Source organism: Candidatus Eremiobacteraceae bacterium (genome assembly GCA_036511855.1).
Classification (GTDB): Bacteria; Vulcanimicrobiota; Vulcanimicrobiia; order Eremiobacterales; family Eremiobacteraceae; genus JABCYQ01.
Map to the genome: position 1 here is coordinate 23,765 of DATCBN010000027.1, position 26,637 is coordinate 50,401.

The 26,637-nt window shown below is 65.7% G+C and carries 24 protein-coding genes and 1 riboswitch; of the genes, 16 read left to right on the forward strand and 8 right to left on the reverse strand.

Going from position 1 to position 26,637, the window contains the following annotated elements; all coding sequences use genetic code 11:
* Positions 1-12 precede the first annotated feature (12 nt).
* Positions 13-534 (reverse strand): RNA polymerase sigma factor, encoded by a 522-nt coding sequence (locus VII69_04130; protein HEY5094290.1) that lies wholly within the window; start codon positions 532-534, stop codon positions 13-15.
* Between the two features lie 436 nt (positions 535-970).
* Between VII69_04130 and VII69_04135 the strand changes: the two genes are divergently transcribed.
* From VII69_04135 to VII69_04145, 3 genes are read left to right on the forward strand one after another with little or no spacing between them, the layout of a single operon-like run.
* Positions 971-2,791, forward strand: coding sequence for a PD-(D/E)XK nuclease family protein (locus tag VII69_04135; GenBank protein ID HEY5094291.1), 1,821 nt, complete (start codon positions 971-973; stop codon positions 2,789-2,791).
* A 1-nt stretch (position 2,792) separates the two neighbouring features.
* Positions 2,793-4,865, forward strand: a complete 2,073-nt coding sequence (locus VII69_04140) for a hypothetical protein (GenBank protein ID HEY5094292.1) — start codon at positions 2,793-2,795, stop codon at positions 4,863-4,865.
* Positions 4,837-5,694 (forward strand): energy transducer TonB, encoded by an 858-nt coding sequence (locus VII69_04145; protein HEY5094293.1) that lies wholly within the window; start codon positions 4,837-4,839, stop codon positions 5,692-5,694. The genes VII69_04140 and VII69_04145 overlap by 29 nt, the downstream gene beginning before the upstream one ends.
* Positions 5,695-5,788: 94 nt before the next feature.
* On the opposite strand, the gene VII69_04150 is transcribed toward VII69_04145, so the two are convergent.
* The 3 genes from VII69_04150 to VII69_04160 are packed head-to-tail and all read right to left on the reverse strand — an operon-like array spanning position 5,789 to position 9,443.
* Entirely contained in the window at positions 5,789-8,050 is a 2,262-nt protein-coding gene (locus VII69_04150) for a xanthine dehydrogenase family protein molybdopterin-binding subunit (protein ID HEY5094294.1), read from the reverse strand.
* The gene (locus VII69_04155; GenBank protein HEY5094295.1) at positions 8,047-8,571 is read right to left on the reverse strand and encodes a (2Fe-2S)-binding protein; all 525 of its coding nucleotides are present in this window, start codon (positions 8,569-8,571) and stop codon (positions 8,047-8,049) included. Before VII69_04155 ends, VII69_04150 begins: the two co-directional genes overlap by 4 nt.
* A complete protein-coding gene (locus VII69_04160; GenBank protein ID HEY5094296.1) occupies positions 8,571-9,443 on the reverse strand; it encodes an FAD binding domain-containing protein in 873 nt (290 codons plus the stop codon). The genes VII69_04155 and VII69_04160 overlap by 1 nt, the downstream gene beginning before the upstream one ends.
* A 29-nt stretch (positions 9,444-9,472) precedes the next feature.
* Positions 9,473-9,658, forward strand: a riboswitch (cobalamin riboswitch).
* A 36-nt stretch (positions 9,659-9,694) separates the two neighbouring features.
* Between VII69_04160 and VII69_04165 the strand changes: the two genes are divergently transcribed.
* From VII69_04165 to VII69_04180, 4 genes are read left to right on the forward strand one after another with little or no spacing between them, the layout of a single operon-like run.
* On the forward strand, positions 9,695-10,687 hold the full coding sequence (locus VII69_04165) for an iron ABC transporter permease (GenBank protein HEY5094297.1): 993 nt from the start codon (positions 9,695-9,697) through the stop codon (positions 10,685-10,687).
* Positions 10,684-11,442, forward strand: a complete 759-nt coding sequence (locus VII69_04170) for an ABC transporter ATP-binding protein (GenBank protein HEY5094298.1) — start codon at positions 10,684-10,686, stop codon at positions 11,440-11,442. Before VII69_04165 ends, VII69_04170 begins: the two co-directional genes overlap by 4 nt.
* Positions 11,439-13,367: a TonB-dependent receptor gene (locus tag VII69_04175; protein HEY5094299.1), complete on the forward strand. Its 1,929-nt coding sequence runs from the start codon at positions 11,439-11,441 to the stop codon at positions 13,365-13,367. Before VII69_04170 ends, VII69_04175 begins: the two co-directional genes overlap by 4 nt.
* The gene (locus VII69_04180) at positions 13,364-14,209 is read left to right on the forward strand and encodes a helical backbone metal receptor (GenBank protein HEY5094300.1); all 846 of its coding nucleotides are present in this window, start codon (positions 13,364-13,366) and stop codon (positions 14,207-14,209) included. The genes VII69_04175 and VII69_04180 overlap by 4 nt, the downstream gene beginning before the upstream one ends.
* A 4-nt stretch (positions 14,210-14,213) precedes the next feature.
* On the opposite strand, the gene VII69_04185 is transcribed toward VII69_04180, so the two are convergent.
* The gene (locus VII69_04185; GenBank protein ID HEY5094301.1) at positions 14,214-14,645 is read right to left on the reverse strand and encodes a hypothetical protein; all 432 of its coding nucleotides are present in this window, start codon (positions 14,643-14,645) and stop codon (positions 14,214-14,216) included.
* Positions 14,642-14,932, reverse strand: coding sequence for a hypothetical protein (locus VII69_04190; protein ID HEY5094302.1), 291 nt, complete (start codon positions 14,930-14,932; stop codon positions 14,642-14,644). The genes VII69_04185 and VII69_04190 overlap by 4 nt, the downstream gene beginning before the upstream one ends.
* A gap of 32 nt (positions 14,933-14,964) precedes the next feature.
* Here VII69_04190 and VII69_04195 point away from each other — a divergent pair, with 32 nt between their 5' ends.
* The 7 genes from VII69_04195 to VII69_04225 all read left to right on the forward strand — a co-directional run bounded on the left by VII69_04195 (position 14,965) and on the right by VII69_04225 (position 22,842).
* Positions 14,965-15,600, forward strand: coding sequence for a hypothetical protein (locus tag VII69_04195; protein ID HEY5094303.1), 636 nt, complete (start codon positions 14,965-14,967; stop codon positions 15,598-15,600).
* Between the two features lie 8 nt (positions 15,601-15,608).
* Complete coding sequence (locus VII69_04200) at positions 15,609-17,567, forward strand: ABC-F family ATP-binding cassette domain-containing protein (protein ID HEY5094304.1); 1,959 nt, start codon at positions 15,609-15,611, stop codon at positions 17,565-17,567.
* Positions 17,533-18,789 carry a class I SAM-dependent methyltransferase gene (locus VII69_04205; protein HEY5094305.1) on the forward strand — a complete coding sequence of 419 codons (1,257 nt, stop codon included), beginning with the start codon at positions 17,533-17,535 and terminating at the stop codon, positions 18,787-18,789. Before VII69_04200 ends, VII69_04205 begins: the two co-directional genes overlap by 35 nt.
* Positions 18,786-19,532 carry an NTP transferase domain-containing protein gene (locus VII69_04210; GenBank protein HEY5094306.1) on the forward strand — a complete coding sequence of 249 codons (747 nt, stop codon included), beginning with the start codon at positions 18,786-18,788 and terminating at the stop codon, positions 19,530-19,532. The genes VII69_04205 and VII69_04210 overlap by 4 nt, the downstream gene beginning before the upstream one ends.
* Positions 19,529-20,821 carry an MFS transporter gene (locus VII69_04215; protein ID HEY5094307.1) on the forward strand — a complete coding sequence of 431 codons (1,293 nt, stop codon included), beginning with the start codon at positions 19,529-19,531 and terminating at the stop codon, positions 20,819-20,821. The genes VII69_04210 and VII69_04215 overlap by 4 nt, the downstream gene beginning before the upstream one ends.
* 44 nt (positions 20,822-20,865) lie before the next feature.
* Positions 20,866-21,327 carry a cytochrome c gene (locus VII69_04220; protein HEY5094308.1) on the forward strand — a complete coding sequence of 154 codons (462 nt, stop codon included), beginning with the start codon at positions 20,866-20,868 and terminating at the stop codon, positions 21,325-21,327.
* Positions 21,328-21,435: 108 nt separating this feature from the next.
* The gene (locus tag VII69_04225; GenBank protein ID HEY5094309.1) at positions 21,436-22,842 is read left to right on the forward strand and encodes an FAD-binding domain-containing protein; all 1,407 of its coding nucleotides are present in this window, start codon (positions 21,436-21,438) and stop codon (positions 22,840-22,842) included.
* A gap of 56 nt (positions 22,843-22,898) precedes the next feature.
* On the opposite strand, the gene VII69_04230 is transcribed toward VII69_04225, so the two are convergent.
* Complete coding sequence (locus tag VII69_04230; GenBank protein HEY5094310.1) at positions 22,899-23,201, reverse strand: YciI family protein; 303 nt, start codon at positions 23,199-23,201, stop codon at positions 22,899-22,901.
* 129 nt (positions 23,202-23,330) lie between these two features.
* On the opposite strand from VII69_04230, the gene VII69_04235 reads away from it, so the two are divergent.
* Positions 23,331-24,020 carry a hypothetical protein gene (locus VII69_04235; GenBank protein ID HEY5094311.1) on the forward strand — a complete coding sequence of 230 codons (690 nt, stop codon included), beginning with the start codon at positions 23,331-23,333 and terminating at the stop codon, positions 24,018-24,020.
* A 117-nt stretch (positions 24,021-24,137) separates the two neighbouring features.
* Here VII69_04235 and VII69_04240 read toward each other — a convergent pair whose 3' ends face one another.
* Positions 24,138-24,758 carry a hypothetical protein gene (locus tag VII69_04240; protein HEY5094312.1) on the reverse strand — a complete coding sequence of 207 codons (621 nt, stop codon included), beginning with the start codon at positions 24,756-24,758 and terminating at the stop codon, positions 24,138-24,140.
* 140 nt (positions 24,759-24,898) lie between these two features.
* On the opposite strand from VII69_04240, the gene VII69_04245 reads away from it, so the two are divergent.
* Entirely contained in the window at positions 24,899-26,623 is a 1,725-nt protein-coding gene (locus VII69_04245) for an ABC transporter ATP-binding protein (protein ID HEY5094313.1), read from the forward strand.
* Positions 26,624-26,637 lie beyond the last annotated feature (14 nt).

The window sequence follows — 26,637 nt, forward strand, 5'->3', positions numbered from 1 at the left end:
TCTCCTTCCTGCTCAGCTTATCAGCGGGTCGAGCCACACTTGCAACCGTCGCTTGGCGCGACAGAGGTTCGTGCGGGCGGCCTGTTCGTTTATGCCTAAGATGTCCGCGATCTCGCCGTATGAGAGTCCCTGCAATTCGCGCAGGATGAAGACCATGCGCTGCTGGCTGGGCAGGGCACGCAGACCGTCTTCGAGTGCTCGGAAAGTTTCGCCGCGCTCTGCCGTGGCCTCCGGGCGTTCATCGTGACGTCCTTGCAACTCGGCTTCGTTGACGTCGTCGATGTCGGTCATCGGCAGGCCGGCCTTGCCCTGGTGGGTCAGGCAGACGTTGACGCAGATCCGGTAGAGCCACGACGATACTTTGCTGCGGCCGGAGAAAGTGTTGGCGTGCTGGTAGGCGCGCAAAAACGACTCCTGCACGAGGTCCTCGGCAGAAGACGCGTTGTAGCGGTAGGCTACGTTGTAGAGCATTCGGGTGTATCGCCTCACCAGCTCAGCGAAGGCCTCGCCGTCACCGCCGGCGATCTTCTGCATGAGGGCCACATCTCGACCAGTGGAGACGGGCTCTAGGTGATACGACCGCACTGCCCCCGGTATCGTTACACCGAAAAAGATTGGCAGCATTCAAATTTACCGTAGTCCCAGGTGTTTTGGAGGCCGTTTCGGGACAGGTCCCCATGTGTAGAATATCGGGCTAGAAAGCCGCTAACATTACCTAGTGCGTAAGACTTTGAGCGGCGACACAACGGGCGCGTGACCTGCGCCAGGCGCTGCGGGACGGACGCTCGAAATCCGCTGACCCTCGCCCCGGGCGGCGACGGCATCTTCATTATATACGTAATTTTTGGGGCTACGTGCGCATTTCTGACCTCTGTACGGCGACCGGGGGACAAGACCCTTATGCCGCGGGAAAACCGTTCACCACCATGACGGGAGTATTCGGCTTGGTCCTTGACGTCGATGAGTTTGAATGGTCTCGCCGCTCCCCGACCGGGCGTGGTCGCTCGTGAGCGCTCCGGCGGGGCGTAGAACGGCGGTTGCAGCTGCGCTCGCCGAACTTGCGCACGGCGATAGCCGGGCGTTCGCGCGGGATGCGGCGTTCATCGACGGGTTCTTCGCGTTGTCCATCGCTGCAGAGCAGCAGAAGGTCGACGATTCGGCGCTGGCTGTGGCGGCGGCCGAAGGCGATCCTGCATCGGCAATGCTCGCACAGGTGCTGCTGGCCGCGCGGCGCTACGCTGCTCGAAGTACGGCGAACGAGAACGAGAAGGCGGTTGAAAGCGGCGGCATGCCGCGGAACAAGGCGAAGGCACGGATATGCGGTCTGCTCCAAGCCGCTGTAGCGGATGATGACGAGAGCGTGATTCGTTGGCTCGCGTCACCCGAGGTCGGCCTCGATATCGCGCAAATCCGCGCGGCGCAGATCGCATGCCAAGGATCGTCGCTGCTTTCGACGCTGGCGCAGACGCTCAACTGCTTTCGCGGCCGCGACGTCCGCGATCGCGCCATGCGCGCAGCGCGCGGTTTGCGCGCGGTCTCCACCGTGCTCGATGCTCACGGCGCGACCGTCGCGGCGGTCGCGCGCGTTGCGGTCACCGCGATGGATTCGATCGACGGCAATTCCGGTACCGTTGAATCCGGCGCAGCCGATGAGATCGGCTTCGCGGCGGAAGATTCGGATCGCGTGTGGGAAGTTCACCCGCGTCCGCCGCCTGCGCGCGAGCGCGTCCGCCTCCTGCTCGACGCGCTCGTCCGCGCGGATGCGGCGACCGCAGCGTGGCCAATCGCTCGTCCTTCGTTCATGCACGGAAGTGGTGGTCGAGGAGCCGCCATGCATCAGCTATCCGTCGCGCCTTCCGATGATGATCCAATACCATGGGAGTGGCCGGCCGCGGAGGTCGCTCGAGCCGTCATCGCTCCGCCGATGACGTTTTCCGCTTCGCGCCTCAACGCGTTCGTGAAGTGCGGGAGGCAGTGGTTCTTCGAGTATCTGTGCGACGCGGTCGAGGATCGCGGCTCGATCCATGCCACATACGGCAAAGCCGTCCATCAGGCGCTCGAAGCGTTGCATCGCGATATCCGCGAGCCGGCAGCCGTCGACCAACGCGTGTTAGAGGACCGGTTCCTGCGCGAGATCGATGCCGCGTTCGGCTCGATGCGGCCGGATTTCGCATCGCAATTCGAATACGAGGTCTCGCGCCTCCAGGCACGCCGCGCCGCGCCGAAATATGTCGACTGGCTCGTCAAGCAGGCTGCCGCGGCGCCGATGGAAATCGTCGAGGTCGAGTCGATCAATCGTCTGCACGCCGGCGGGCACGATTTCATCGGGTATATCGATCGCATCGACCGGCCGGCCGGCGGCGGCGCGGTGACGATCTTCGACTACAAGACAGGACGCGTGCCCGATGACCTGCGCGCATATCTCGAAGCGGTGCGAACGGGCGAAGAAGCGCAGCTCGCTCTGTATTACTTCATGCGCCGGGCGCGCGGCGACCAAGTGGCGAGGGTCGCGCTCGTCTCCATTCGCGACATCCACGACGACGTGCGCGTCATCGCACTCGACATCGTCGAGGACGGCGCGAACCCGCCGCCGCTTCGCGCTGGGACGGCAGCATGTTCGCGCGCGACGCTCGATGCGTCGCTGGCCGCGCTCATCCGGCGCTGCGATCTGCTGACGCGCGACGGCTTGGCGCATTTCGGGGTGGGTTCGGACCCGCCGTGCCGCTTCTGCGCCTATCTGCCTGCCTGCCGCGAACGTCCACCGGATCGGGAATCGATTTTTGTCCGCTGAAGTGCGTTCGGTGAGCGGCGCCGGCAAGACGACCGCCTTGGCGTTGATCGCCGCGGAGCGCGCGGCGCTAGGCCGCGTATTGGTCATTTGTTCGCACGACGCGGCGTGCCGGGCTTTCGATCGCGCGCTCGCCGCCTCCGGAGGAGCGTCCGAGTCGATCGTCGTCGACACGCTCGTTGGGCACCTCGCGCGCATGCTGCGCGATGGTTACGCCTCCGCGGCGATCACGCCGAGATTCTTGATCGGCGGCCCGGCGGCCAGCTACGCCGCTGTGGAGCGCGCGGCACGCGGTCTGCTCGACCTCTCGTGGCCGGAACTTTGCGACGGCTCGATCGATCTCGATTTGCCGTTCGCGCGACGGCCCGGTGCGCTGCTTGAGTCGGCAGACGCGTTGTTCCAACTGCTTCGCCGTTCGAGAGTCTCAGCGGCCGAATTTGAGACGTGCTGCATTGCGGGCGTATCGGCGTTCTACGGCGATGATGTCGAGCAAGCCCGCGATCTTCTCGTCCAGGTTCAGCGGACGGGGCGTGGCAGCAAACGCGCACGTGAAGCCATGCTGGCGAGTGAAGCCGGATTGCGGACACAGCGGCGCGCCGAGCGCGACCTCGCGCGGGTCTTGGCACATCTATACCGCGAGTATCTCGGCGTCGCGCGCCAGGCGACGATGAAATCGGAGAGTGAAATCGTCGGTTTTGCAATGGATTGGCTTTCGTCCGATGCCTCCGTGGCAGCCGGCGCATTTTCGGGTTGCGCTGCGATCGCCGTCGACGATTCGGAGGACGCGGAGCCCGCACTCGGAGAGTTCTTGGCGATCGCGGCCGATGCCGGCGTCGCATTCATCGCAGTAGCCGGGCACGAAGCATCGGCCATCGACGAGCTCCATGGAAGGCGCGCACTTTCCGTGCCACCGGCGGCGCAGGTCGCGGTCGCAGGTCCACCGCTGCCGGGGCCGGCGGTGGATGCCCACCGCTTCGCCGACGAACTCGAAGAAACCGATTGGATCGCGGATCGCGTCGGCGGACTGCTCGGCGCCGGAATCCAGCCCGGCGAAATCGCAATCCTTGCGCGCGACGCGGATGCCGCGTCCGTGTACGCCGGGCTGCTGGCGGCTCGCGGATTGCCGGCGCTCCCGCCGCCCCACGCGTATGCCGCACCGGATGATATCGCGGATCTGTTCGCGTTGGCGCATGTCGTGGACGACCCGTACGACCAGGCGCGCGTGTTGCGCGTGTTGGCGTCGCCGCTCGTCGGATTCTCGGATGCGACGTTGTGGGCTCTTTGCGGCGATGCATCCGGCGCCGCGCAACTCGAATTGGACGTCGGCGGTGGCGAACAAAAGCGCGGACGTGACCGGGGAGCGGTGCGAACGTTATTGACCGACAACGTGCTGTACGGGGGCGCCGATAAAGCGCTGCCTGAAACGACGCGTGAGGTTCTGCGCCGGTTTCGCGATCGGCTGACGACGTGGCGGGCTGCATGCGCCGCGCTCGCACCGTCCGAAGCTTTCGCGCTGCTCGCGCGCGATTCGGGATTCATGCTTCGATGGCGCCGACAACCGGCGTTTGCGATGAGCCGGTTGATTGGCGACGCTACACGCATCGAGGAAGCCATCGCCTCGGCGGTGAGTGCCGGCGTTGCGGGAAGCCTGCGCTCCGCGATCGGGGCGTTGGAGGAAGGGATCATCGAGCCGCGAGCGGCCGCGCGAACCGCCGGCGCGCTGGTCTGCGATGGGATTGTCGGTGTGAAAGGCGAACGCTTCGCGCACGTGGTGGTCGCGGGAGTTGCGCACGAAAGGTTCCCACGCATCTACGTGGCAAGGGCAATGGCGTTTTCGCGCAAGTACGGGCTCATCGTGCGCGACAACGTGGCGGACGGCGCGGCGCAGACCGCGAAATTCGCGTGGTACTACGCAAAGTTCGAAGCCAAACGCCGCTATCTGGACGGCGAGCGCCGAGTGCTTCGCTACGGACTATCTCGCGGAGTCGGTTCTGCTGCCGCAACGGGTTACGGAACGCCTCCCCATTGGGCCAAGGATGAAGACCTGCTTGCGGAATTTCTTCCGGCGCGCCGGTGAGCTCGTCGCGTGTGCGCTTTATGTGGTATCTCTCGGCGGCGCCTCGCCCGTCGCTACGCCATCACCCGCCGTCAACGCGCAGCCTCCGCCGCGACTGGCACTCGGCAGCGTGGCTATCGGCGCGAGCGTACTCGATGCGGTAAAGATCTTCGGCGCACCCGACGTCATCCGAAACATCGATCTCGGTCACGAATGGCAGTGGGTCGAGGCTGGCGGCCTCGACCGCGAAGTGCTCACCGACGACGACATGACCGTTCGCCAAGTCTTGGTCGCGGTTCCGGCGTCGATCGAAGGCGAATCGCCGCCGCCGGTCGTTCAGCCGCCGGAGTTTCGCGCGCTCGCCGTTCCGGTGGACGACGCTGCGGGCGCGGTCGCGGCAGCGGGCGGCACGTCGATCGTTGAACCCGACCCCACCATTCGCGCGTGGTCGTTTCCGGGCGGCGTGCTGGTCGCAGAGTTGGAAAGCGGCGCCGTCGGGCGCTTGCTGGCACTGGACGATTTCATGGCGCGGGTACTTGGATACCTCGAACCGCCGCCCGATATGAAGTCATCGGTCTACCGCGCCCCGCTCTTGACGCGAGACTACTACACGTCGTATCCGATGGCCGCGCTTCGCGCCGGCATTGAAGGCAGGGCCGTCGTGCGCGTCTTGATCGATCCGACCGGCACGCCAGCGAACGTGCGCATCGTCGTCAGCTCCGGCAACGCCGACATCGATGCGGCCGCTCTGGAAAGCGCGCGGAAATCCGCGTTTCGTCCGGCGCACTGCGACGACACGCCGTGCCAAGCAGTCTACTTCGACTTGCAAGACTACTCGATCGTAAGGTAGCTTAGTTAAATCCGTAGTAGGGTGAGCAACGCTCACCCATTTTTGGGCAAGCGATGCTTGCCCTAGTACGGTTGCCCCGGTACGGATTGCTCTACTATTTTTGCAGCGCGCGCCAAACCCGTTCGGGCGTCATCGGCGTGTCGTGCGGCACGGCGCCGCACGCGTCGCGGATCGCATTGCCGATGGCAGCGGCGGGCGTGGTGACCGGCGGCTCGCCGACGCCTTTCATCCCCCGAGGTCCTTCGACAGACGGGCACTCGACGATCATCGCGGTGATTCGGGGCGCGTCCACGGCCGTCGGCAACAGATAGTGTTTGAAGTCGGGATCGCGTAGCACGGCGCCATCGTAGACTAATCCCTCGGTGAGCGCCCAGCCGAGGCCTTGCACCGCACCGCCTTCGATCTGTCCGGTGACGCCCGCCGGATTGAACGCAAAGCCCACGTCCTGTGCTGTCGCGATATGCAGCACGTCCACGCGGCCAGTCTCCTTATCGACCGTGACTTCGGCAGCCGTGGCTGTGAATGACGCCGCGGGCCACGCGGCAAAACCGTGCGCTTGCACGAGATCGTTGTCGATCTCGGGGTCGCCCATTTCCGGCGCGGTGCCGCGGCCGATGACCGGCTCGTCGCCGTGCGCGGCGAGCTGCGCGAATGTCGCTTTGCTGTCCGGTGCGCCGACGACGTACACGCAGCCGTCGCGGACATCGAGATCATCGTGGCGCGCTTCGAGAAGCGATTCCGCGCGATCCAGCAACCGCGCACGCGCTTCAGCCGCAGCGGCGCCGGCGGCCTGCCCCGCGGAAAACGTGGACGTGCTGCCGTGAACGCCGCCGTCCTCGGCGCTATCGCCTGTGTCGGCGAGCACGACCTCGACGCCGAGCGGATCGATTCCGAGCGCATCGGCGACGATGATCGGTAGCGCTTGAGCGGCCGACCCGGTGCCGATCTCCGGATTTCCGGAGATCACGCGAACGCGCCCGTCGGTGAGCACCTCGACGCGGGCTTCGGAGAGCCCACACGAGGAGAACCACCACGTCGCGCCGATGCCGCGACCGCTTCCGCTCGCGCGCGGCTTGTCCCAACCGATCGCGTCTGCTGCTTTTTGCAGCACGTCCACGACGCTGACAGACGTGAGGCGCTGCCCAGACGGGCTCTCGTCGCCCTCCCGCCACGCGTTCTTGAGCCGAAACTCGAGCGGATCGATTCCAAGTTTGCGCGCGATCTCGTCGAGATGCAGCTCCTTCGCGAAGTTCGCCTGCGGACCGCCCGGGGCGCGAACGGGCCCTGCGACCTGCTTGTTGGTGTAGACGAGCGTGGCTTCAAGATCCAAGTTGGGGATGCGATACGGTGCGGAGGCGAGCATGGTCGCGATGAGCGCCGATCCGCCGCCGTACCCGATATACGCGCCGGTGTCGAATGCGAACGACGCACGCATCGCGCGCAGCGTGCCGTCGGCGTCCGCGCATGAAGTGAACGTGGCCGTGCCCCCATGGCGCGGCGCCGCGTTCAGATTATCTTCGTGGCGCGACCACGCCATCCGCACCGGACGGTCGCAACGAAGCGCGAGCGCGGCCGCGAACCACTCCGGAGCCATCAGGATCTTTCCGCCGAAAGCGCCGCCGACGAATTGGTTGATGAAGCGGACCTTCGCCGGCGCGAGCTCGAAAAATTCAGCCATTTCGGTGCGGTTGGAATACGGCGCCTGCGATCCGCACCATACCGTGAGCGTGCCGTCCGGGCCGGCTTGCGCGACGGCAGCCCGTGGCTCGAGATATCCCGGGAGGCCGCCTGAAAAAGTGAAGCGCGATGTCACGACGACCGCGGCATTCGCGAGCGCCGCGTCGACATCGCCGCGCCGGATGCGATTGACTGCGCAGACATTCTCGCGCAGAATCCGCTCGCCGCTGTGCTCGTACGATTTCCATGCCGGGTGGACGAGTTGCGCGCCGGGTGCAAGCGCTTGCTCGATGTTCGTCACCGGATCCATCACTTCGTACACGATATCTATTGCCTTGGCCGCGGCGCGCGCTTGCGTCTCGGTGTCGGCGGCCACCGCCGCGACCGGCTCGCCGCGGTAACGCGCGAAGTCGATCGGAAATAGGTGTTGATCTTTGATGCCGAAATCCAGTGGTTTGGCCGGCACGTTGCCGGAATAGACGACGGCGCGAACGCCCGGCATCGCGGCGGCGCGCGCGGTGTCCACGCTGAGTATGCGCGCGAATGCGTGCGGAGACCGAAGCACGACTCCGGCGAGCGGATCATCCGGAATGACATCGGCCGTGTACACAGCGGTACCGGTGACCTTTGCCCTTGCGTCGCTGCGAGGGCGCACCGTGCCGATGCTGCCTGCGCTCACGCTCGCGACCGGATGTGGGCGCGCGGACCGGGCCGTTCGCCCGATCTTCCGCTCTCGCGCAGCCGCCGCGCCGCATCGTGCACCGACGCGACGATCGATTGATAGCCCGTGCAGCGGCAGAGATTGCCGGAGATCCCTGCGCGGATCTCGTCATCCGAGGGATCGGGAGTCGCGGCCAGGAGCGAAGCTGCGCTTAAGATCATGCCCGGCGTGCAAAAGCCGCACTGAAGGCCGCCGTTTTCAACAAATGCGGCCTGCACCGGATGCAACGCGCCGGCATCGCCGGCCAAACCCTCGATCGTGACTACCTCCTTGCGGTCGGCGTCGACGGCGAGCAAGAGACACGCATTGACCGCGTCGCCGTCGACGAGCACCGTGCACGCGCCACAATAACCGGTGCCGCAACCTTCCTTCGTGCCGTTCAATCCGATCCGATCTCGCAAGGTGTGAAGCAGCGTCTCCAGAGGATGGACTTCGACGTCCGTCTCAAGTCCGTTGACGCACAAATGAACCGGTTGCATCAAGCCCGCCTGCCCAGAGCCGTGCGGAGCGCGCGCGCCGTCAGCACCGCGACGAGATGCCGGCGATAGTCCGCGCCGGCTCGTTCATCGCTATCCGGCGCGGCGTCGCGTTCCGCCGCAACAGCACCGACCCGCTCGCCCCATTCGCGACCGTAGCCGTCCGGCGACTCCGCGGTCGCGAACCGTTCAGCATTGGTCGCTCGCTGGCACGTGGGTCCCGCCCCCGCAAGCGCGATCCGCACTGAAACGGCGCGTGCGCCTTCCATGGTGATCGTGACGGCGACAGCGACGAGCGCCATCTCGAATCCACGCCTGGTCGTCATCTTTTCGAATGCGGTGAGACCGTCGCAGCGCGGCACTTCGACCGCCACCAACAACTCACCGGGCGCGCAGATGGTGCCGCCCGGCACGAGGACGTCGCTCAGCGCCAGACGCCGCTCGCCGTGATTGAGCGCCGCGAACACGCACGCCGCGTCGCACGCGAGGAGGGCCGTGGTGAGATCGGACGCGGCGTCGCCGGAACAGATGTTGCCGCCGATCGAGGCAAGCGCGCGCAGTTGTCTCGAGCCCATGCTTGCCGCTGCGAGAGAGAGCAGCGGCGCGGCCGCGACTATCGACGGCGAATGCGCAAGCTCGGCTGCCGTGACGAGAGCGCCGATCCGCATGCGTCCGTGTTCACTGGTGATGGCGGCGAGCGAGGCGATGCGCTTGAGATTGACAAGCGCGACCACATCGCCGCAATCGCCGCGCAGGGAAGGCCCAAGCCGCGTGCCGCCCGCCAACGCTTTCGCGCGAGGGCCGAAACGCTCCAGCACGACCAACGCTTCGTTCACGAAGTTCGGTTCGAAGTATTGCATCGATGCAGCGGGCATGGTCGGTGATTATCGTACAGCGGGAAATGTCCTATTGTGCAAGAATAGGCGGCCATCACGGTCCGAGGCGTCAGGGAAGCCGGTGTGAATCCGGCGCGGACGCGCCACTGTAACCGGGGAGCCGCCGACAGCGCCACTGTCCTTGCGATGGGAAGGCGCCGGCACCAGGCAACGATCCGGGAGTCAGGAGACCTGCCTCGACCGCGCTCTGCAAACACACGGCCTCTTCGCGAGAGAGGGGCGGGTTTTCAATGGCGTCTTCCCGCGCGGTCGCGGTGAAACTCTTCGCGCTGTGCGCGGTAGTGATCGCGTGCGCCGTTGCCGGCCTTGCGATTGGCGCAGTGGCGTTTTCTCCCGCCGCGATCTTCGCTGCGCTCGTCCATCCGTCGCCTTCGGATCTCGCGACGATCATCGTGTGGGATATCCGTTTGCCGCGCGTGCTTATCGGTGCGTGCGTCGGCGCCGGTCTCGGCGTGGCGGGCGCGATGCTGCAGATGCTCTTTCGCAATCCGCTCGTGGATCCGTACATCAGCGGCGTTTCCGCCGGTGCTGCGCTGGCGGCCGCCATCGGATTCACGATCGGCGTTTCGTTCGCCGCGATTCCCGCGCTTGCGTTCGGAGGCGGGCTCGCGTGCGCGTTCATCGTCGCGATGGTCGGCGCGCGCGACGGCACGGCGGGCAATCTTCGTCTCGTGCTGGCCGGCGTCGCGATTTCCGCGTTATGCGCGGCCGCGGTGACCTTGATCCTCTTGCGCGCCGGCGAAACCGGCGGTCTTTCGGTGCTGGGTTGGCTCGCCGGAGGGATAGGCGGACGCGGCTGGACAGAACTCTTGTGGGTTGCCGGCTACCTCGCCGTCGGTTTTGCCGGCGCGGCTCTTGTGGTGAACGAACTCAACGCGCTTCGGCTCGGCGCCGCGGCCGCGGGCGGACTCGGGCTCAACGTCGACGGCGCGCGCTGGCGCGTCTTGTCGATCGCATCGCTGATCACCGCCGCGTGCGTGGCGGTGAGCGGTGTGGTCGGATTCGTCGGACTCATGGTGCCGCACGCGATGCGGCGAGTGGTCGGCGGCGATGCGCGCCGCCTGCTTCCGGCCTGTGCAGTGGCCGGCGCGGGTGCAGTGATGTTCGCCGACACGCTTGCCCGGACGATCGCGCCGCCCAGCGAGATCCCGCTCGGCGTGCTGCTGGCCTTCGCTGGCGTGCCGTTTTTTCTCGCGGTCGCGCGCCGGCCGGTGGACGTATGACGGCCGCGGTGCGCGCGCAGGGTTTGCGGCTCGACTACGGGCCGCGCGGCGTGTTCGATCGCGTCGACATCGCGCTCTACCCCGGGATGCTCACCGCGGTCGTCGGGCCCAACGGCGCGGGGAAATCCTCGCTCTTGCGGCTGCTGGCCGGCGTGCAGCCTCCCACCGCCGGCACGATCGAACGGACCGCGCGGGTCATGCTGATCGCGTCGGATTCGGCGCCGCCGCCGGACGTGACGCCGCGCGATCTCGCAGGATATGGCCTTGCCCTGCGGCGCCCATGGTATCGTTTCGCGCCCGGTCCGGAAGATGAGTCGGCGATAAATTCGGGCCTCGACCGCGCCGGTCTCGCCGACCGAGCCGACGACCCGATCGGCAGCCTTAGCGCGGGCGAAGTGCAGCGCGCATGGATCGCCGCTGCGCTTGCGACGACGCCCGCCGCGCTGCTCGTTGACGAACCGACGTCGCATCTCGACCTTCGATATCAGATCGAAGTGCTGCGGACGCTGCGCGATCTCGCCGACAGCGGCGTCGCGGTCGCGGTCGCGGTGCACGATCTCACACTCGCCGCTCGATTCGCGGACCGCGCCGCCCTATTCACGGACGGCACGCTGATCGAGGGGCCCCCCGAACAAATATTCCTTCCCGACGCGCTCGAGCGCGCATATGGAATCGCAGTCACCACCCACCGTCATCCCGTCGACGGGTACCTCGTGTGCTTGCCGTCGGACAACTATCGGAGTATTTCAAAATGAAGAGAACGATCGTGGCCGGCGCGCTGCTCTGCGCTGCGTTGCTTATCGCGTCCAAGCAATCCGGCGCAGCCGATGCAGCGCCGGCGCCCGCGGCGTCGGCAGCATCGCCGTCGCCGACTGCGACGCCCGTCATCAAGCGGCTCGACACCGAGATCGTCACCGCGCAGCGCCATCCCGGCACGATCGGATCGACTTCGCGCGAAACCTGGGTGCTGACCGCAGCGGATATTGAGCGTTTGGGCGCCGCATCGGTCGCCGATGCGCTTCGCTTCGTGCCCGGCGTCACCGTCAAAGATACAGGGTTGACCGGGTCGCTGCAAACCGTCGCGTTGCGCGGAGCGAAATCAGAGCAGACCCTTGTCCTGATCGACGGTCGTCCCATCAACGATCCGGACACGGGGGCGGTCGATTTCTCGTCGCTGCCCGTGAACGGCATCAGCCGCATCGAAGTGGTTTCCGGTGGCGCATCGACGCTTTACGGTTCGAGCGCGATCGGCGGCGTCATCAACATCATCACCGCCCGCCCGGCCGCGAATTCGTCGAGCGCATTCATCCAACTCGGCTATGCGGGCGCCGTGGACGAAGGCGTGACGGCGTCGTTCAACGATGCATCGTCACTCGGCATACGGGTAGACGCGCGCACGACGCACGCCCGCGATCAATTCGACTATCCAGCCTTCGATGCGCTTTCGCCGGGGACGCGGACGGACACTGACGCCAAGATCGGCGACGTTGCCGTCGCTGTCTCGCGCGATTTCGGCACGGCGCACGCTCGAGTCCGTCTCAGCGACGATACGCAAGACACCGGGATCCCTGGCGACGCCTCCTTCGAGTTGACTCCGCTCGGCAGACAGCAGCGCATCTTTGATCGCAGCGACTTCACGTTAGATGTGCCGGCGGGCGGCAACGCGTGGACGCTGCAGCTGTTCGCCGACGGCCGGCGGCTGCACGTCGGCGTTCCCGTGCCGTCGAATCCTGCGTTCGGCTTCGACGCGCTCGACAACTCGACGTCGCGTGGATTCTCGGTTCGCGATTCGATCAGCGCGGGCTCCGCACAGCTCGTGACCGTCGGCTATGATTCGCGCGGCGATACGTCGCTGTTCTCCGGACTGACGACCAAACCACCGACGGTCGCCGCGGACGCCACGACCGCGTGGTATGTCGCCGACGATCTGCATGCGCCGGACGCGCGCTTCAGCAGTTCGATCGGTTTGCGCAGCGAGCGGCCGCAGGGAACGGCGTCGACGAGCGTACCGTCGCTAGGGATGAGCGAACGGCTCGGCGGCGTGACGCTGCGCGCGAACTACGCGCGCGCCTTTCGCACGCCCGATCTCGACGACCGCTACTTTCCGTTCGCCGGCAATACCGCATTGCGGCCGGAGTATGCAGCCACGTTCGACACCGGCGCGACCGCGGATTTCGGAGCGGGCAACGCGACGCTGACGTGGTTCGGCGTCGATACGAACAATCTCATCGTATTCAATCCGACGACGTTTCTGCCGGTCAACATCGCGAAGGCGAGCGTGCGCGGCATGGAAGCACAGACCGAACTCAAGCTTTCGGCGGGCGCGCACATCCGCTTCGGGTATACCGACTATCCGCGCGCCGCCGATCTCAGCGCGCTGCCTGGGACGCGCCTTCTCTATCGTCCGACTGCCACCGGATCGACTGAATATTGGCGTACGCTCGGCCGCGGCAGCGCGGGATTGAGTCTCGCGTTCACCGGCAGACGCTACGCCGATGAGGCGAACACCACCGCCCTGCCCGCGTATGCGAATCTCAGCGCCTACGTCTCGCGGCCGCTCGGTCGAGGGTTCGGCCTCACCGTGCGTCTCGACAACATCACCGGCCAGCGGGTCGAAGATACTTTCGGCTACCCGGTGCTTGGCACGACGTTAAGCGTCCGGCTGACGACGTCGCAGTGAGCGTCAAGCGCGCGGCCGTCGGCGCCGCATTGCTGCTCGCGACGACGTGTTCGTGCGCGCCGCATGCGCCGCCATCTTCCGGCGCTGCACGCGAGTCCCGGCTGATCTCGCTCGCGCCATCGCTCACCGAGATCGTCTATGCCGTGGGATGCGGCGCCTACCTCGTCGGCGACACGGCATACGACGACTACCCTGCAGCCGCCCGCGCTTTGCCTCACGTCGGCGACGTGCGCACCGCGGACCTGGAACGCGTCGCCCAGCTGCGTCCAACCGCGGTCCTGGCATTGCACGACGAAGAGGCCGAAGCGTCGCCGATCGAGCACCGGCTCGGCGTGCCGGTCGAGTATATGCCCAATCGCGACTTGCGCGATCTCGATGGCGACATCGTCGGTGTCGGCCATGCGTGCGGCCGTCAAGAGCAGGCGGCGACGCTGAAGGATCTCCTCGATCGCAGGATCGCCGCGATACGGGCGCGCGCGCTCAAATCGCCGCCGCACGTGCGCGTGCTTTATCTCCTGGGACTTCCCGGTTATGCCGCCGGTCCACATTCGTTCTTAAACGATATGATCGTGGCCGCCGGCGGGGTGAATGTCGCGGCCACCGCGGATGAGCCCTATCCCAATCTGAGCGCGGAGTCTGTCGTGAAGATGGACCCGGACGTGATCATTGTTGCCCGCGATACGCCATTCGGCGCAGACGCCCGATCGCGCGAGCCGTGGCGCAGTCTGCGAGCGGTGCGCACCGGCCGCGTGCTCCGCCCTCCGTCCGACGACATCATGGAGCGCGACGGTCCGCGCATTGTGGATGGGCTCGACTGGCTGCAGCACGTGCTCGCTCGCTGATCGATCACTGCAGCCACCTGACGAGTTCGATGAAATCGGCCTGGAAATAATGGCGCTTGAGGAGCGCCTCGACGCGGTAACCCGCACGCGTCAATAATTCGGCTGTCGCCCCATCTTGTTTTACGAGTGCGCGCGCCTTGTGGCAGTTGTGATACGAAGCGGTCTCTTCGAACCGGCGGACCAGCATTGAGGCGGCTGCGGACCCGCTTGAGGGCGAGGCGACGATGAGCTCGTCGATGGTCGCCACTCCGCCGGCGATCGTCATGAGCATGACCGCAATCGGCGGTGTTTGCGAATCGCCGTGTACGGCGAATCCAAACGAGCGCGCCGACGGGTCGAATGGGGCGCCGTACTGCTCCCTCGCCGTCAGCGCCGCTCTGTCTGCGAGCAAGCTCTTGATGGAATCGACGCTACACGAAACGATGACCGGATTCACGGTGCGTCGGGCAGGTGGCTTCCGCGTTCGCCGTGTTTTTTGTGCGCGTCATGCGGCTCGTCTTGATCGACGTCGAGGTCGGCGAGGCGATAGAATACGATCTGCGAGCCGTCCTCGAATCCGACCTTGACGAGCGGGTTCTCGCGCGGCTGACCGGGAACCACCGCATGGACGCGGCCCGTACTTCCGATCCAGCGGCGATGCACGTCGGTGAAATACGCGGGTTCCGGCTGCGTCTTGCGCACGGCGACGGAGCGGCCAACGATCACCTTCGGACGTACGTCCACGCTCTTTTCTCCCGACAGCCGATGGCGGCGGCTTGCGCTCGACATGCGAGCACGGCGCCGCAGACATCCACATCAAGATTAAGGTGCGTGAATGTATGGACCTGCCCGCAGACGAGGCGGTCGTCGCAGGCCTCGCGGCGGACGAAATTGCGGCCGGCAATCTCATCGCCGCGTTCGGAGCGGCGGGCATCGGCCTTGCGTCGATTCGGATCGGCGCGCACGATAGCACGCGGGCGCTCGCGATCGGGGCGGCACACGGCGTACATGGCGACTTAAGCCCGGAAGATCCACTGGCCGGCGCGCCCGGCCTCGGCACTGAGGCCGAACATCGCCGGCGCGTCGATCGAGGCGGCATGATCGGCGCGCTCGCCGGTGCACTGATCGGCGCGGCGTTTGGCATGTTGCCTCCAGGGCGCTTCGTCTCACCGATCCCAGATCAAGCACCGCTTGTCGACGCGTTGCTGTTCTTCGCCGCAGGCGGCATCTCGGGTGTCGTCCTGGGCGGTTCGTTTGGCGAGCAACTCTCAACCCATGCCGGATTCCGGCTGATCGACGGCATGGCCGAGGGACGCATCGCCGTTTCGGTATCGTGCGCGAATGCGCAAACGGCCGCGGTCCGGGCGATCTACGACGAACAACGTGCGTCAGACGTCGTCGTCATCGGCTGACGGCAACGATGGAATGGATCCGGTTCGGCGGCATCGAGCGCTACTACGGCGCACAGCGCGTTCTTGGCGGAGCGACGGGCGTTCTTCGCGACGCCGAAAAGATCGGCTTGGTAGGCCCGAACGGCGCCGGCAAGTCGACGCTGCTGCGCATTCTCGCGGGTCTCGATGCGCCGGACGGCGGCGCAGTCGTGCGCGCGCGCGGCACCCGGATCGGATACGTAGGCCAAGAAGCGTCGCAGCACTCGCACGGCTCGCTTCGCGAAGCGCTCGAGATCGCCGTCGCCGCCGTGCGCGCACACGAACGAGAGCTTCGCGCCCTCGAGCAAGCGATGTCGGGGGAGAACGGCGACGTCGCGCTCGCGCATCTGTTAGAGAAATACGCCCGCGCACGAGACGAATTCGAACGGCACGGCGGCGAAGGTTTCGAACGCCGCATGCGCTCGATGATCGCAGCGTTCGGCTTTGCGACCGAAGACCTCGACCGCTCCACCGAAGAGTTCTCGGGTGGCCAGCGCACGCGTGCGGCGCTGGCACGCGTCTTGCTCGAAGACCCGGACGTGCTGCTGCTCGACGAACCCACAAACCATCTCGATATCGAGGCGACCCGCTGGTTGGAACAACTGATCGCGCGCGACCGCCGCGCGTTTGTCATCATCTCGCACGATCGCTACGTGCTCGATCACGTCGCCACAGGCATCTGGGATCTGGAGCGCGGCGAGATCACGGCGTACACGCGAGGCCGCGACGAGGGCGCGTATAGCGCCTTTGTCGCAGAGCGCCTCCGCAAAGACGAACTCGCTCAAGCCGAATACGAGCGGTATGCGGCGGAGCGCGTACGCCGGCAGGCGGTCATCGCAGAGTTGCGCACGCACGGGTCGCATAACTACGCGCAAGTGCGAAGCCGCGAAAAGCAGTTGGCGAAGTTCGATGCGCCGGATGCGCCGCGGCGGCGGGCGAAAAAAATCGCCGTCAAGCTCGCGTCGTCAAGCGCGCGGCGCGATGGCATCGACCTCGCGGTCGACGGCCTTTCAAAAGCGTACGGTGCGCCGCTGTTCGCCGGACTCGAGTTCGACCTCGCACACGGCGAGCGGCTTGCCGTCGTCGGGCCGAACGGATCGGGAAAGTCGACGCTCTTGAAGATCCTCGCGGGCCTCGCGCCGGCAGATTCGGGCGACGTTAATTTTCGCTCGGGCGTGAAGCCGTCGTACTTTTCGCAAGATTCGGCCGCGGCGTTGGACATCGGGATGCGCGCGGTGGACGCAGTCGGCGAAGAAGCGGGCGTGCTGCCGCAACGGGCGCGAGCGCTTCTCGGCGCGATGGGTCTAGGCGGCGACGCGGCCGACAAAAAGGTCGAGTCGTTCTCGGGCGGCGAGCGGCGGCGCATCATGCTCGCCCGTCTGATGGCGCGCGATGCGGATTGCCTGTTGCTCGATGAGCCTACGAACGATCTCGATATCGCGAGCCGCGAGGCGCTCGAGCATGCGCTCGACGGATACGGTGGATCGATCGTCGTGGTCTCGCACGACCGGTACTTGTTGGCGCGCATCGCCGACCGGGTGCTCAGCCTTCGCGACGGCGAGTGGACGCTGGGCGACGGAGGCTACGAAGCCTATGAATCGCGGCGCGCCGCCGAAGCGCAGGCTTCGCTTGCCACGCCTGCGGCCGAGATCGTCCGAGACGAGCCGGCTCCGCCGGTCAGCCAAGCTCGGCTGTCCAAGAACCGGCGCGTCTCGCTCGAGCAAGAAAGCGCGCGGCTGGAAGCGGAGATCGTGCGTCTCGACGCTCGCCGCGCGGACATCGAAGAACGATTCGCCTCGCCCGAGATCAGCCGTGACGGCAAGCGAGTGCGGTCGTTGCGGTCCGAACTCGACGAGATCGATCGCGCGGCGACCGCGGCCCTCGCCGCGTGGGAACTGGCCGTGGAAGCGCTCGATGCGGACGACGCGGCTGCGCGCGCATCGCAATGAACCGCTTGCGATGACGCCGCAGAGCCCGTATGCCGGTCTTTCGAGCGACGACGGCCGGGCATTGCTGGCCGGATTGAGCGCGTTTTCGGAGGAGCGCGCCACCGATGCCGCGGCCTACGCGCGCGCGCGTGCGATACCCGAGGTGGCAGCCGCCGCGCTTGCCACGGCGTTTGCGCGCCGCAGAGCGATCGCCGCGGGCAAGTTCTCGCGCGCGGACGTCATGCTCTTCACGCGAGCCGGCTACGAACAGGCGACGTCGGAAGCGGTCGCTCGTCACCGCGCGACGCGCTTTGCCGCCTACCGGACCGTGGCCGATCTCTGCTGCGGAATCGGAAGCGACGCGGTCGCACTTGCGGCCGTCACGAAATGCGTCGCCGCGGTCGATTTCGATCCGGATGCGCTCGCCTGCGCGCGCGCCAACGCGGACGCGTTGGGTGTCGGATCTCGCGTCCGGATCGCGGCGAGCGACGCCCTGACGTTTGATCTGCGCGGGCAAGAAGCCGCATTTGCCGACCCATCGCGGCGCCGAGAAGGCGTTCGCGTGCGCGGCGGGCACCGGTACTCACCGGCCCTTGAGTCGCTGCTGGCGCGCGCGGCCGAACTGCCCGGCTGCCGGCTCGCGGTGAAAGTCGCGCCCGGCCTGACCTTCGAGGATCCACAGCTGCGTTTATCGCTCGCGCGCGCGCCGCTTGAGATCGAACTCGTGTCCGAACGCGGCACGTGCAAGGAAGCGGTGTTGTGGTGCGGCGATCTCGCCCGGGCCGACGGCGCGCGGCGAGCGACGGTGATCGATGCCTCGGGCATACACATTCTCGACGGCGACCCTACCGAAAAAGCGGCTTTGCGGGGTTTCGGCACATACGTGGGCGAGCCGGACCCAGCCGTCATCCGCGCCGGATTGCTAGCCGCCGTGTGCGACGCGTCCGACGCCGGCCCGATGGATTCACGGGTCGCATATCTCGCCGCGGACCGGCCGGCGCCGTCGCCGTTCGTGCGCTGGTATCCGGTGATCGAAGCGATCCCGTTCAACGTCAAGCGCGTCCGCGCGCGGCTTCGCGCTCGCAACATCGGTCATCTCGTTGTGAAGACGCGGGCATTTCCGCTTACGCCCGATGACGTCACCGCATTGCTGAAGCCCGAAGGATCGGAACATGCGACCCTGGTCTGCACGACCGTGCGCGAGAAGAAGTGGGCGGTGCTGTGCGGAACCGTCGGCGCGTGATCGATGCGGTAATCACGGCCGGCGGGCGTCTGCCGCCCGATCTTGCAGGACGGTTCGGCACCGACGTCAAGGCTTGTGTGAGCATCGGCGGCAGCACCATGCTCGCGCGCACCATCGAAGCATTGCGTGGAGTTCACGAAGTGGCGCGGATCGTCGTCGTGGGACCCGAGGCCGCCCGCGGCATGGCCGACGCGGATGAGTTCATACTCGAACGCGCTACCGGTGAGGAGAATCTGTTGGCCGCCCTGCGCGCCGCGAGCGGTGATCGGACTGTGTTCTGCGCGTCGGACATGCCGTTCGTCTCCACGCGCGCCCTGGCGGATCTGCTCGAGCGGGCGCCCGCGGACGCGTGCGCGGTCTATCCCATTTTCACGCGCGACGAATTCGAGCGCGAATATCCGAAGGGCAGGTCGAGCTTTGCGACGCTCGCCGATGGAGCCTGGACCGGCGCGAGCGCGTTCGTGGTGCGTGCGGCGGCTCTCTTGCACAGCGAGCGCATCGTGACGCGCGCGTTCGGTGCACGAAAAAACCTATCGGCGCTCGCCGCCCTTTTCGGTCCGATGCTGACGATTGCGTACTTGCGCGGCGCGCTTCGCGTCGCCGACATCGAGGCGCGCGCGAGCGCGCTGTTCGGGGCGCCGGTCGTCGCATTGCGCGGCGCCGACCCTGCCCTCGCGCTCGATTGCGACGATGCCGCGGATTTCGACTATGCCGAAGCGCTGCTCGCCCGGACGCCACCATGACCGCCGATACCAAAGCGAATCCGCGAAACCCCAATCCGGCCGCGCTTTCGTTTTACTGGTTCGCTTTGGAGGCCCACTGGGCGGCTTTGCTCGGCGCCGCGCTTCAGGGTCAGATCGCCCGGTTTGCCGATCCGTCGTTCGTCGGGCGGGCGTCCGCGATTCTACTCGGTTTGGGGGCGCTGTTCGCGATCGCTTCGCAGTATGTGGCAGGGCGCGCGTCCGACCGCGCACGGCGCCGTTTGCCGTTCGTGGTGGCAGGAACGCTGTGCGACATCGCGGCGTTGTTCGCATTCGCGCTCGCGCCGTCGTTCATCGCCGTCATTGCCGCGTTCGCGGCCGTTCAGATCTCGCTCAATACCGCCAACGGTCCATATCAAGCGCTCATTCCTGACCGGGTCGACCCAAGCCGTCATGGCCGGGCGTCCGCGGTGATGGGTCTTTTCCGGCTCGGCGGCAACGCCGCGGGATTCGTTCTCGCGCGCATCTTCGTGCACCAACCCGGACCGGGTCTGAGCATCGCGGATTTCCAACACGGGCTCGTACTGCTCGCCGTCGCGATTTCCGTGCTGCTGCTCGCCGGCATGCTGACCACCGTTTTTTCCATCGCAGAGCAGCCGCTCTCCGCAGAAGCGCCGACGGGCACAGCGGCGGTTCCGCCGGAGTTCTGGACGCACAAGAAGTCGTTCGTCGCGCTGCTTGTTTCGCGCTCGCTCGTCAGCCTCGGATTGTATTCGATCGTTCCGTTCTTCGCGTTCTTCTTGAAGAACGCGCTGCATGTCGCCGCCTATATTCCGACGAGCGTCGACCTGCTCCTGACGATGACGCTCTGCTCGCTCGTGGGCACGTTGCCGGCGGGCATCGCAAGCGACCGTTTCTCGAAGAAGGGCCTCATGTTCGGCGCGATCGCAGGCCTCGGCGTGGGCGCGGTGGGACTGGCTCTCGCCCCCGGTCTGCAAGTCGCCGTCGCCGTTGCGATTCCTATCGGCATAGGGTGGGGCGCCTATTACTCCGTCGACTGGGCGCTCGCATGCAACTTGCTGCCCGCCGATCGCGCCGGGGCGCTGATGGCGATTTGGAATATCGGCGCTGCCGGGCCCCAAGTGCTCGCGCCGCTCATCGGGGGCGTCTTCGTCGATCTCATGGGTGCGAGCAGCGGCGATCTCGGCTTGGCTTATCGCTGGCTGTTCGCCCTCGTGGCTGTGTACCTTGCGCTCGGCGCCGTGGCGCTGGCATTCGTGCGCGAACCGGTTCGCACGCCGCCGGAAGGAATGGCCGTCAAGCCCCGATAAGGCTCAAGCAGATTTTCACCGCTTCGGAAAAGGAGACCGTCGAAGTGAAGAAGATTGCGGCATTGTTCGCCATCATACTCGCCACGGGTATCACGGTTGCTGCGTGCAGCAGCAAATCAGATTCAGGCTCGAGCACAACCGCCACCGCCACCGATGCCGCAATGCCGGCCGCGACAACGCATATGGCGGTCGACACCGGGCCGCCGGTACCTCCAAAGGGCTCGCTTCCGATTCCGCTCGCCAAGCTGCCGTCGGCGAAAGTGGCCGCCGGCAACGTCGCGAACGGCGCAAAACTCTTCGCCGCTAATTGCGAAAGCTGTCACGGCGCGGGCGGCAAGAACGGGCAGGTAGGGCCGACGCTCGCAGGTGAGGGCTTCAAGGCGGGTCAGGTCGCATACATGGTGCGAAATCCGGCAGGCGTCGATAAGGATTCGTCCATGCCGAAGCTCACGATCACCGACAAAGAACTAGCGGACATCTCCGCCTACGTCGCTTCCTTGAAATAACGTCAACTCGGATAGCGAGTCACGGCCGGCCCTGAAAAGGCCGGCTGTTTCGCATTGTGCGCCGTCCGTGCAGGCGGATAGTCGCCGGCACGTCAAACCCGCAATGAGATGGCCGTCAATCTCTATTGGTTTCGCCGCGATCTGCGCATAAGCGACAATCCGGCGCTCGCGGCAGCGCGTGCCGCCGCGCCTGCGACGTACGCGACCTACGCGCTCGCCGACCTCGATGCGCTTAACGAGCGTCAGCGCGCCTATGTATCCTCGTGCTTGAAGCAGATGCGCGCGGGACTTGCCAAGCGCGATGCGACGCTCACGCTCGTCGGCGGCGACGCGGCCGCCGGCTTGGTTTCGCTTGCGCGCCGGGTTGGTGCGACGGCGGTGTACTGCGCGCGCGGCTATGCGCGCGAGGAACGCGCGCAGGAGACGGCCGTCGCCGCCGCGCTTGCGAACGCCGGCATCGAACTGCACATCGGACGCGCGGATTGCGTGCACGAGCCGGAGATTGTGGCGGAGCGCAAACAGGCGCCGGGCGACGGTTATCGCGTTTTCCCGGCGTACTACGAGACTTGGAAGTCGCTGACCGTCTCGCAGCCCGCCCAGGAGTCCGCACCGACCGGCCGTGATCCCGAGCCGGGAGCGCTGCCGGAATTCGTTGCGTCCTTCGGGTCCGCCGGTCCGGGCGAAGAGTGGGCGCTCGATCGCTTGAAGCATTTCGTCACGGCGTCGGCCGGCGACTATCGCACGAACGCGGAGTTCCCGGGCCGCGGCGGTACGTCGCGGATGGCTGCATCGTTGCGGTTCGGGTGCATCGGTCCCCGCCAGATCTTTCACGCGGTCGCCGAACGCATGGCGCGCTCGTGGACGTTGGCAGAAGAGCGGATGTCGATGGAAGCGTTCCTGCGACGTCTGGCGCTGCGCGATTTCTACATCCAACTTTCTTACTTCGAGCCGTCGCTCCATGAACTCGAGCTGCAGGAGAAGATGCGCGGTTTTTCGGCCGAGTCCGACGCCGGGATGGTGGCGCGATGGGTGGCCGGCAAAACCGGCTACCCCTTGGTCGACGCAGCACTCCGCCAACTTCATGCCGAAGGACACGTGCACGAGCGTGCGGCGATCTGCGCAGCGTCGTTCTTGTGCTTCGATCTCGGCGCGGACTGGCGCATCGGCCGCGATCTTTGGATGAAGGAGATTCTCGAGGCGGACGAAGCGTTATGCAACGGCAACTGGCAACGCATCGCCGGTGCGGGCACCGATCAGGCGTCATATCCGCGTATCTACAATCCGGAGAAACAGGCGCGCTATTTCGACGCGCAGGCGGTGTATATCCGGCGCTATGTGCCCGAGCTGGCGAAATTGCCGACGTCGGCGGCGCTGGCGCCTTGGACTATCGATAGGGAGCGGCAGGTCGAGCTCGGCTTTTTCACCGGCGAAAAGTACACCCAGCCGATCGTCGAGCACGACGCCACGGCGCGCGCGTTTCTCACGCGATATCAGGTCTACCGCTCGCGCCCTTGACTCGGACCTGTATTAGGGCGAGCATCGCTCGCCCATCGTAGGAGGGCAAGCGTCGCTCACTCCCGCGAGACTACCGTCAGCATCGGAAAGAATTCGTACCGAAAGCCCCGATTCGCCAAGATCACGGGATCGGTAGCGGTGAGCGCGCGCGCTTCTTTTTCGTTCTCGACCTTGACGATGCCAAGACCCCACGAGCCGCTCGGATCGATCACGGGACCAAATGCGATCGCGACGCCCCGGTCCAACATCGCCTTCCAGTATGTGCCGTGGACGCCCATGAGTTGCGCCTCGTCGGCGGTCATGTCTCCCGGGCCGAACGTGGGCCGCGGTCCGATAAGTTTCAAAAGGTAGAATGCCATGGCAACGGGGTTGATTGTCGCAAAACGCGACTCCTCGAAGACCGAGGGGCGATTCAAGCAGGCTAAGAATCAGGGGGACGATGACTACTAGGCCGCCGACGTGCACGTGCTGACGAAGTGAACGCCGTCATGATCAAAGCGATATGCCTGAGCGCGCTGTTCTTTTTGACCGCGATGACGCTCGCCATCGATGCGTCTGCAGATGCAGGAGCGGTCAAAGCCCAACAGGTCAAGTTCGTGAAAGACTACCTTTCAGCCATGCAGACGAAGAACCGCGCGGCTGCGATGAAACTCCTCCACCCGACGCTGCGTGCATGCGTGACGAGCCGGACTCGTCCATTCTTCGATTACCTCGTCACGCAACAGATGGACGGGTTTCCAAGCGGCTCGTATTCGAATCTCGACATCGGTCCCGTTAAACCGAAGAGTGAGCCATCGCTGTGGAACTACGTGCCCGCGAAAAGTTTTCCATATCCGGTGATGCCGACGTACGACATCGAAATAGGATTCGGCAACGATACGGCCACCCTCTTCAGCGACCTTCTCGAGGTCGCGCCCAGCGGCGCTTCTTGGTATTGGGTGACAGCGTGTCCAAATACAGCCGGGATGCAATTCATGCGAGCGATGCAAGCCCAGGCTGCCGCCCAGAAAGCAAACGCCAGGAAACTCGCGGCGCTCGTGCATGAACCACTGCTGTCACAAATCAAAAAATTGATCGCAGCGCATGATAAATTTGGTGCGGCGCAGGCCTATCAGAAAGCAAAAGGGGGCGATCTCGCCACTGCGGCGGCGGTCGTCGACGCGATCGAGAGCCCATAACGGAAATGTAGGGGCCGACTTTTATGGTCGGCCCCGCTTGCCCCAGTTGCAGCGGAGAAAAATAGGGCAAGCGATGCTTGCCCGAGTACAGTTAGCCCCTCCTACAACGCGGTGCCGTTACGCCGCGTACTTCTCCGCGTAGTCCGCTGCGATCGGCACGCGCGGCGAGTGTCCGCCGTAGGTCCGCACCGCAAGGTACAAGTCGAGGAAGAACCAAGCGGGCATCATGAACGGCAGCAACATCGCGCTCTGCCACCCGACGACGGGCAGACCGGCTGCGAAGTTATACGCGAAGTAAACGAGCACGCCGAGCGCGTTCACACCCAAGGCTTGGACCACATGGAAGCGCACGAATTGCGTGCGGTGCGAACGAAGGAAGACCATCAGCAGTGCGAGCGGCCACAACGGGTAGCAAACCGCAGCGAGCAGACGCTCTTCAGGTGTCGGCGGCGTCTCGATCGACGTGACCGTGGCCTTTGGCCGTTCTGGTCCGGGCGGCGGCGGCGGCGGAGCCGTCGCCTGGGAAGTCGCGCCGGCGTTCGATGAGCTGGCGCCTTCAGGCGCAGCGTTCAGCGAGCGCGGACCTGGCGCGTTCGCGCCGATCGCGCGTCCGAGCCGGCAGCCCGGACAAATCGCGTCGACAGCACAAGTGGAACAAATCTCGTGATTGCATTCGCGGCACAAGACCGCGGTCGGAACCGCAGGGTGATAGTAGCAACTCATTTCGGTGCCCTCCATAACAGCCGGACCGGCTTTTTCCCGTGCGTGCGGGTCCGTTCATAGAGGCGTACTACATGCCGCTCGGATTTGTTTCAACCGCTCCGGCGCCGTGAAAGCGGGGGATTTCAGCGAGTTTTAGGACAAAGAGGCCGCAATCGATGGTCTACAAACGACTGCTCGCCTACGCGCGTCCGCACCTCTGGCAAATGCTCCTCGGCCTGCTGTGCACGGCGCTCGGGTCGGCCGCTACCATCGCCTACTTCAAAGTCGCCGAGTACCTCGTCTCGTCCGTGCAGGGAAAGAGCGTTCATCTGCTCTTCGAGACCCTTGCCGGCTTCGCGTTGCTCAATGTGTTGAAGAATGCGGCGACCTACGCCGGGTCGTACACGATCGCGGCGGTCGGCCAGCAGATCGTCGCGCGCGTTCGCGCCGAACTCTTCCGGCGCATCGAAAGTCTGCCGCTGCAGATATTCGATCGCTGGCGCGGCGGCGAGCTGATGTCGCGCTTCTCAAACGACGTCAATCTCATGGTCCAAGGCGTCAATTCGTCGCCGCAGTTCGTCGGCGCGTTGCTCACGCTCGTCGGCTCTCTCATCGCGATGATCGTCGTGAACTGGCGCTTGATGCTTGTGCTCCTCGCGGTCGCGCCGTTCGTGTCGTATGCGGTCTCTCGTTTTTCTGGCGTCTTGCGCGGCGTGACCGGCACCTCGCTCGCGCGCGTGGCCGACGTCAACTCCGTGCTGCAAGAATCCATCGACTCGATGCGCGTGATCAAGGCGTTCGGCCGCGAGCGCTACGAGCTCGCGAGGTTCACGAACAGCAACGACGCGTATCTCGGCGCGTCGCTGAAGATGTCGCAGATCGCGCTGACCCAGACGCCGGTCGTGGATGTGATCGTCAGTCTCGGACTTGCGATCCTCGCCGGCTACTCCTTTTACGAAGTCGTGGTCGGCAGACTGACGATGGAGCAGTGGGCCGCATTTTTCACGCTCGCCATGGTCTCCGGCAATCCTGTAAATCAGATCTCCAACTACGTCAGCGATCTGAACAAGGCGATCATCGGCGCTCGACGCGCGTTCGAGATACTGGACCTGCCTGTGGAGGCGAGCGACGCTCCCGGCGCAGTGCCGCTTGTGAACGTGCAGGGCGCGGTCGAGTTCTCCGATGTGAGATTCTCATACGATGGCAAGACCGACGTGCTCAAGGGCATCAGCACGAGCGTCGCGCCGGGCAGCGTGGTGGCGCTCGTCGGGCCGTCCGGCGCCGGCAAGACGACCATCGTCAATCTGATACCGCGCTTCTACGCGCCCTCGGGCGGATCGATCTCCGTCGATGGCAAGAATATCGAAAGCGTGACGCTCGCGAGCTTGCGCGACGCGATCGCGATCGTGCCGCAGGACCCGCAACTGTTCTCCGGCACGATCGAACAGAACATCCGGTACGGGCGCCTCGAGGCGACGCCCGCCGAGGTGCAAGAAGCCGCGCTTCAAGCCAACGCCCACGATTTCATCTGCCGTTTTCCCGATGGCTACTCGACGCGCGTCGGTTCGCGCGGGATGCGGCTCTCCGGCGGCGAGCGCCAGCGCATAGCAATCGCGCGGGCGATCCTGCGCGCCCCACGCGTTCTCATCCTCGACGAGGCGACGTCTTCGCTCGATGTCGAATCCGAAACGCTGATCAACGAGGCGCTCGAGCGGCTGCTCGTCGGCCGCACGACCTTCATCATCGCGCACCGGCTGTCGACCATCCGCCGCGCGACCACGATTCTCGTCATCGTCGACGGGCGCGTGGTCGAACAAGGGACCCACGCCGGGCTGCTCGCGCAAAGCGGCGTGTATGCGCGTCTCCACGCCGCCTCGGCCATCGGCGCCGGCCAGGCGTGAACGCTCGTCCAACG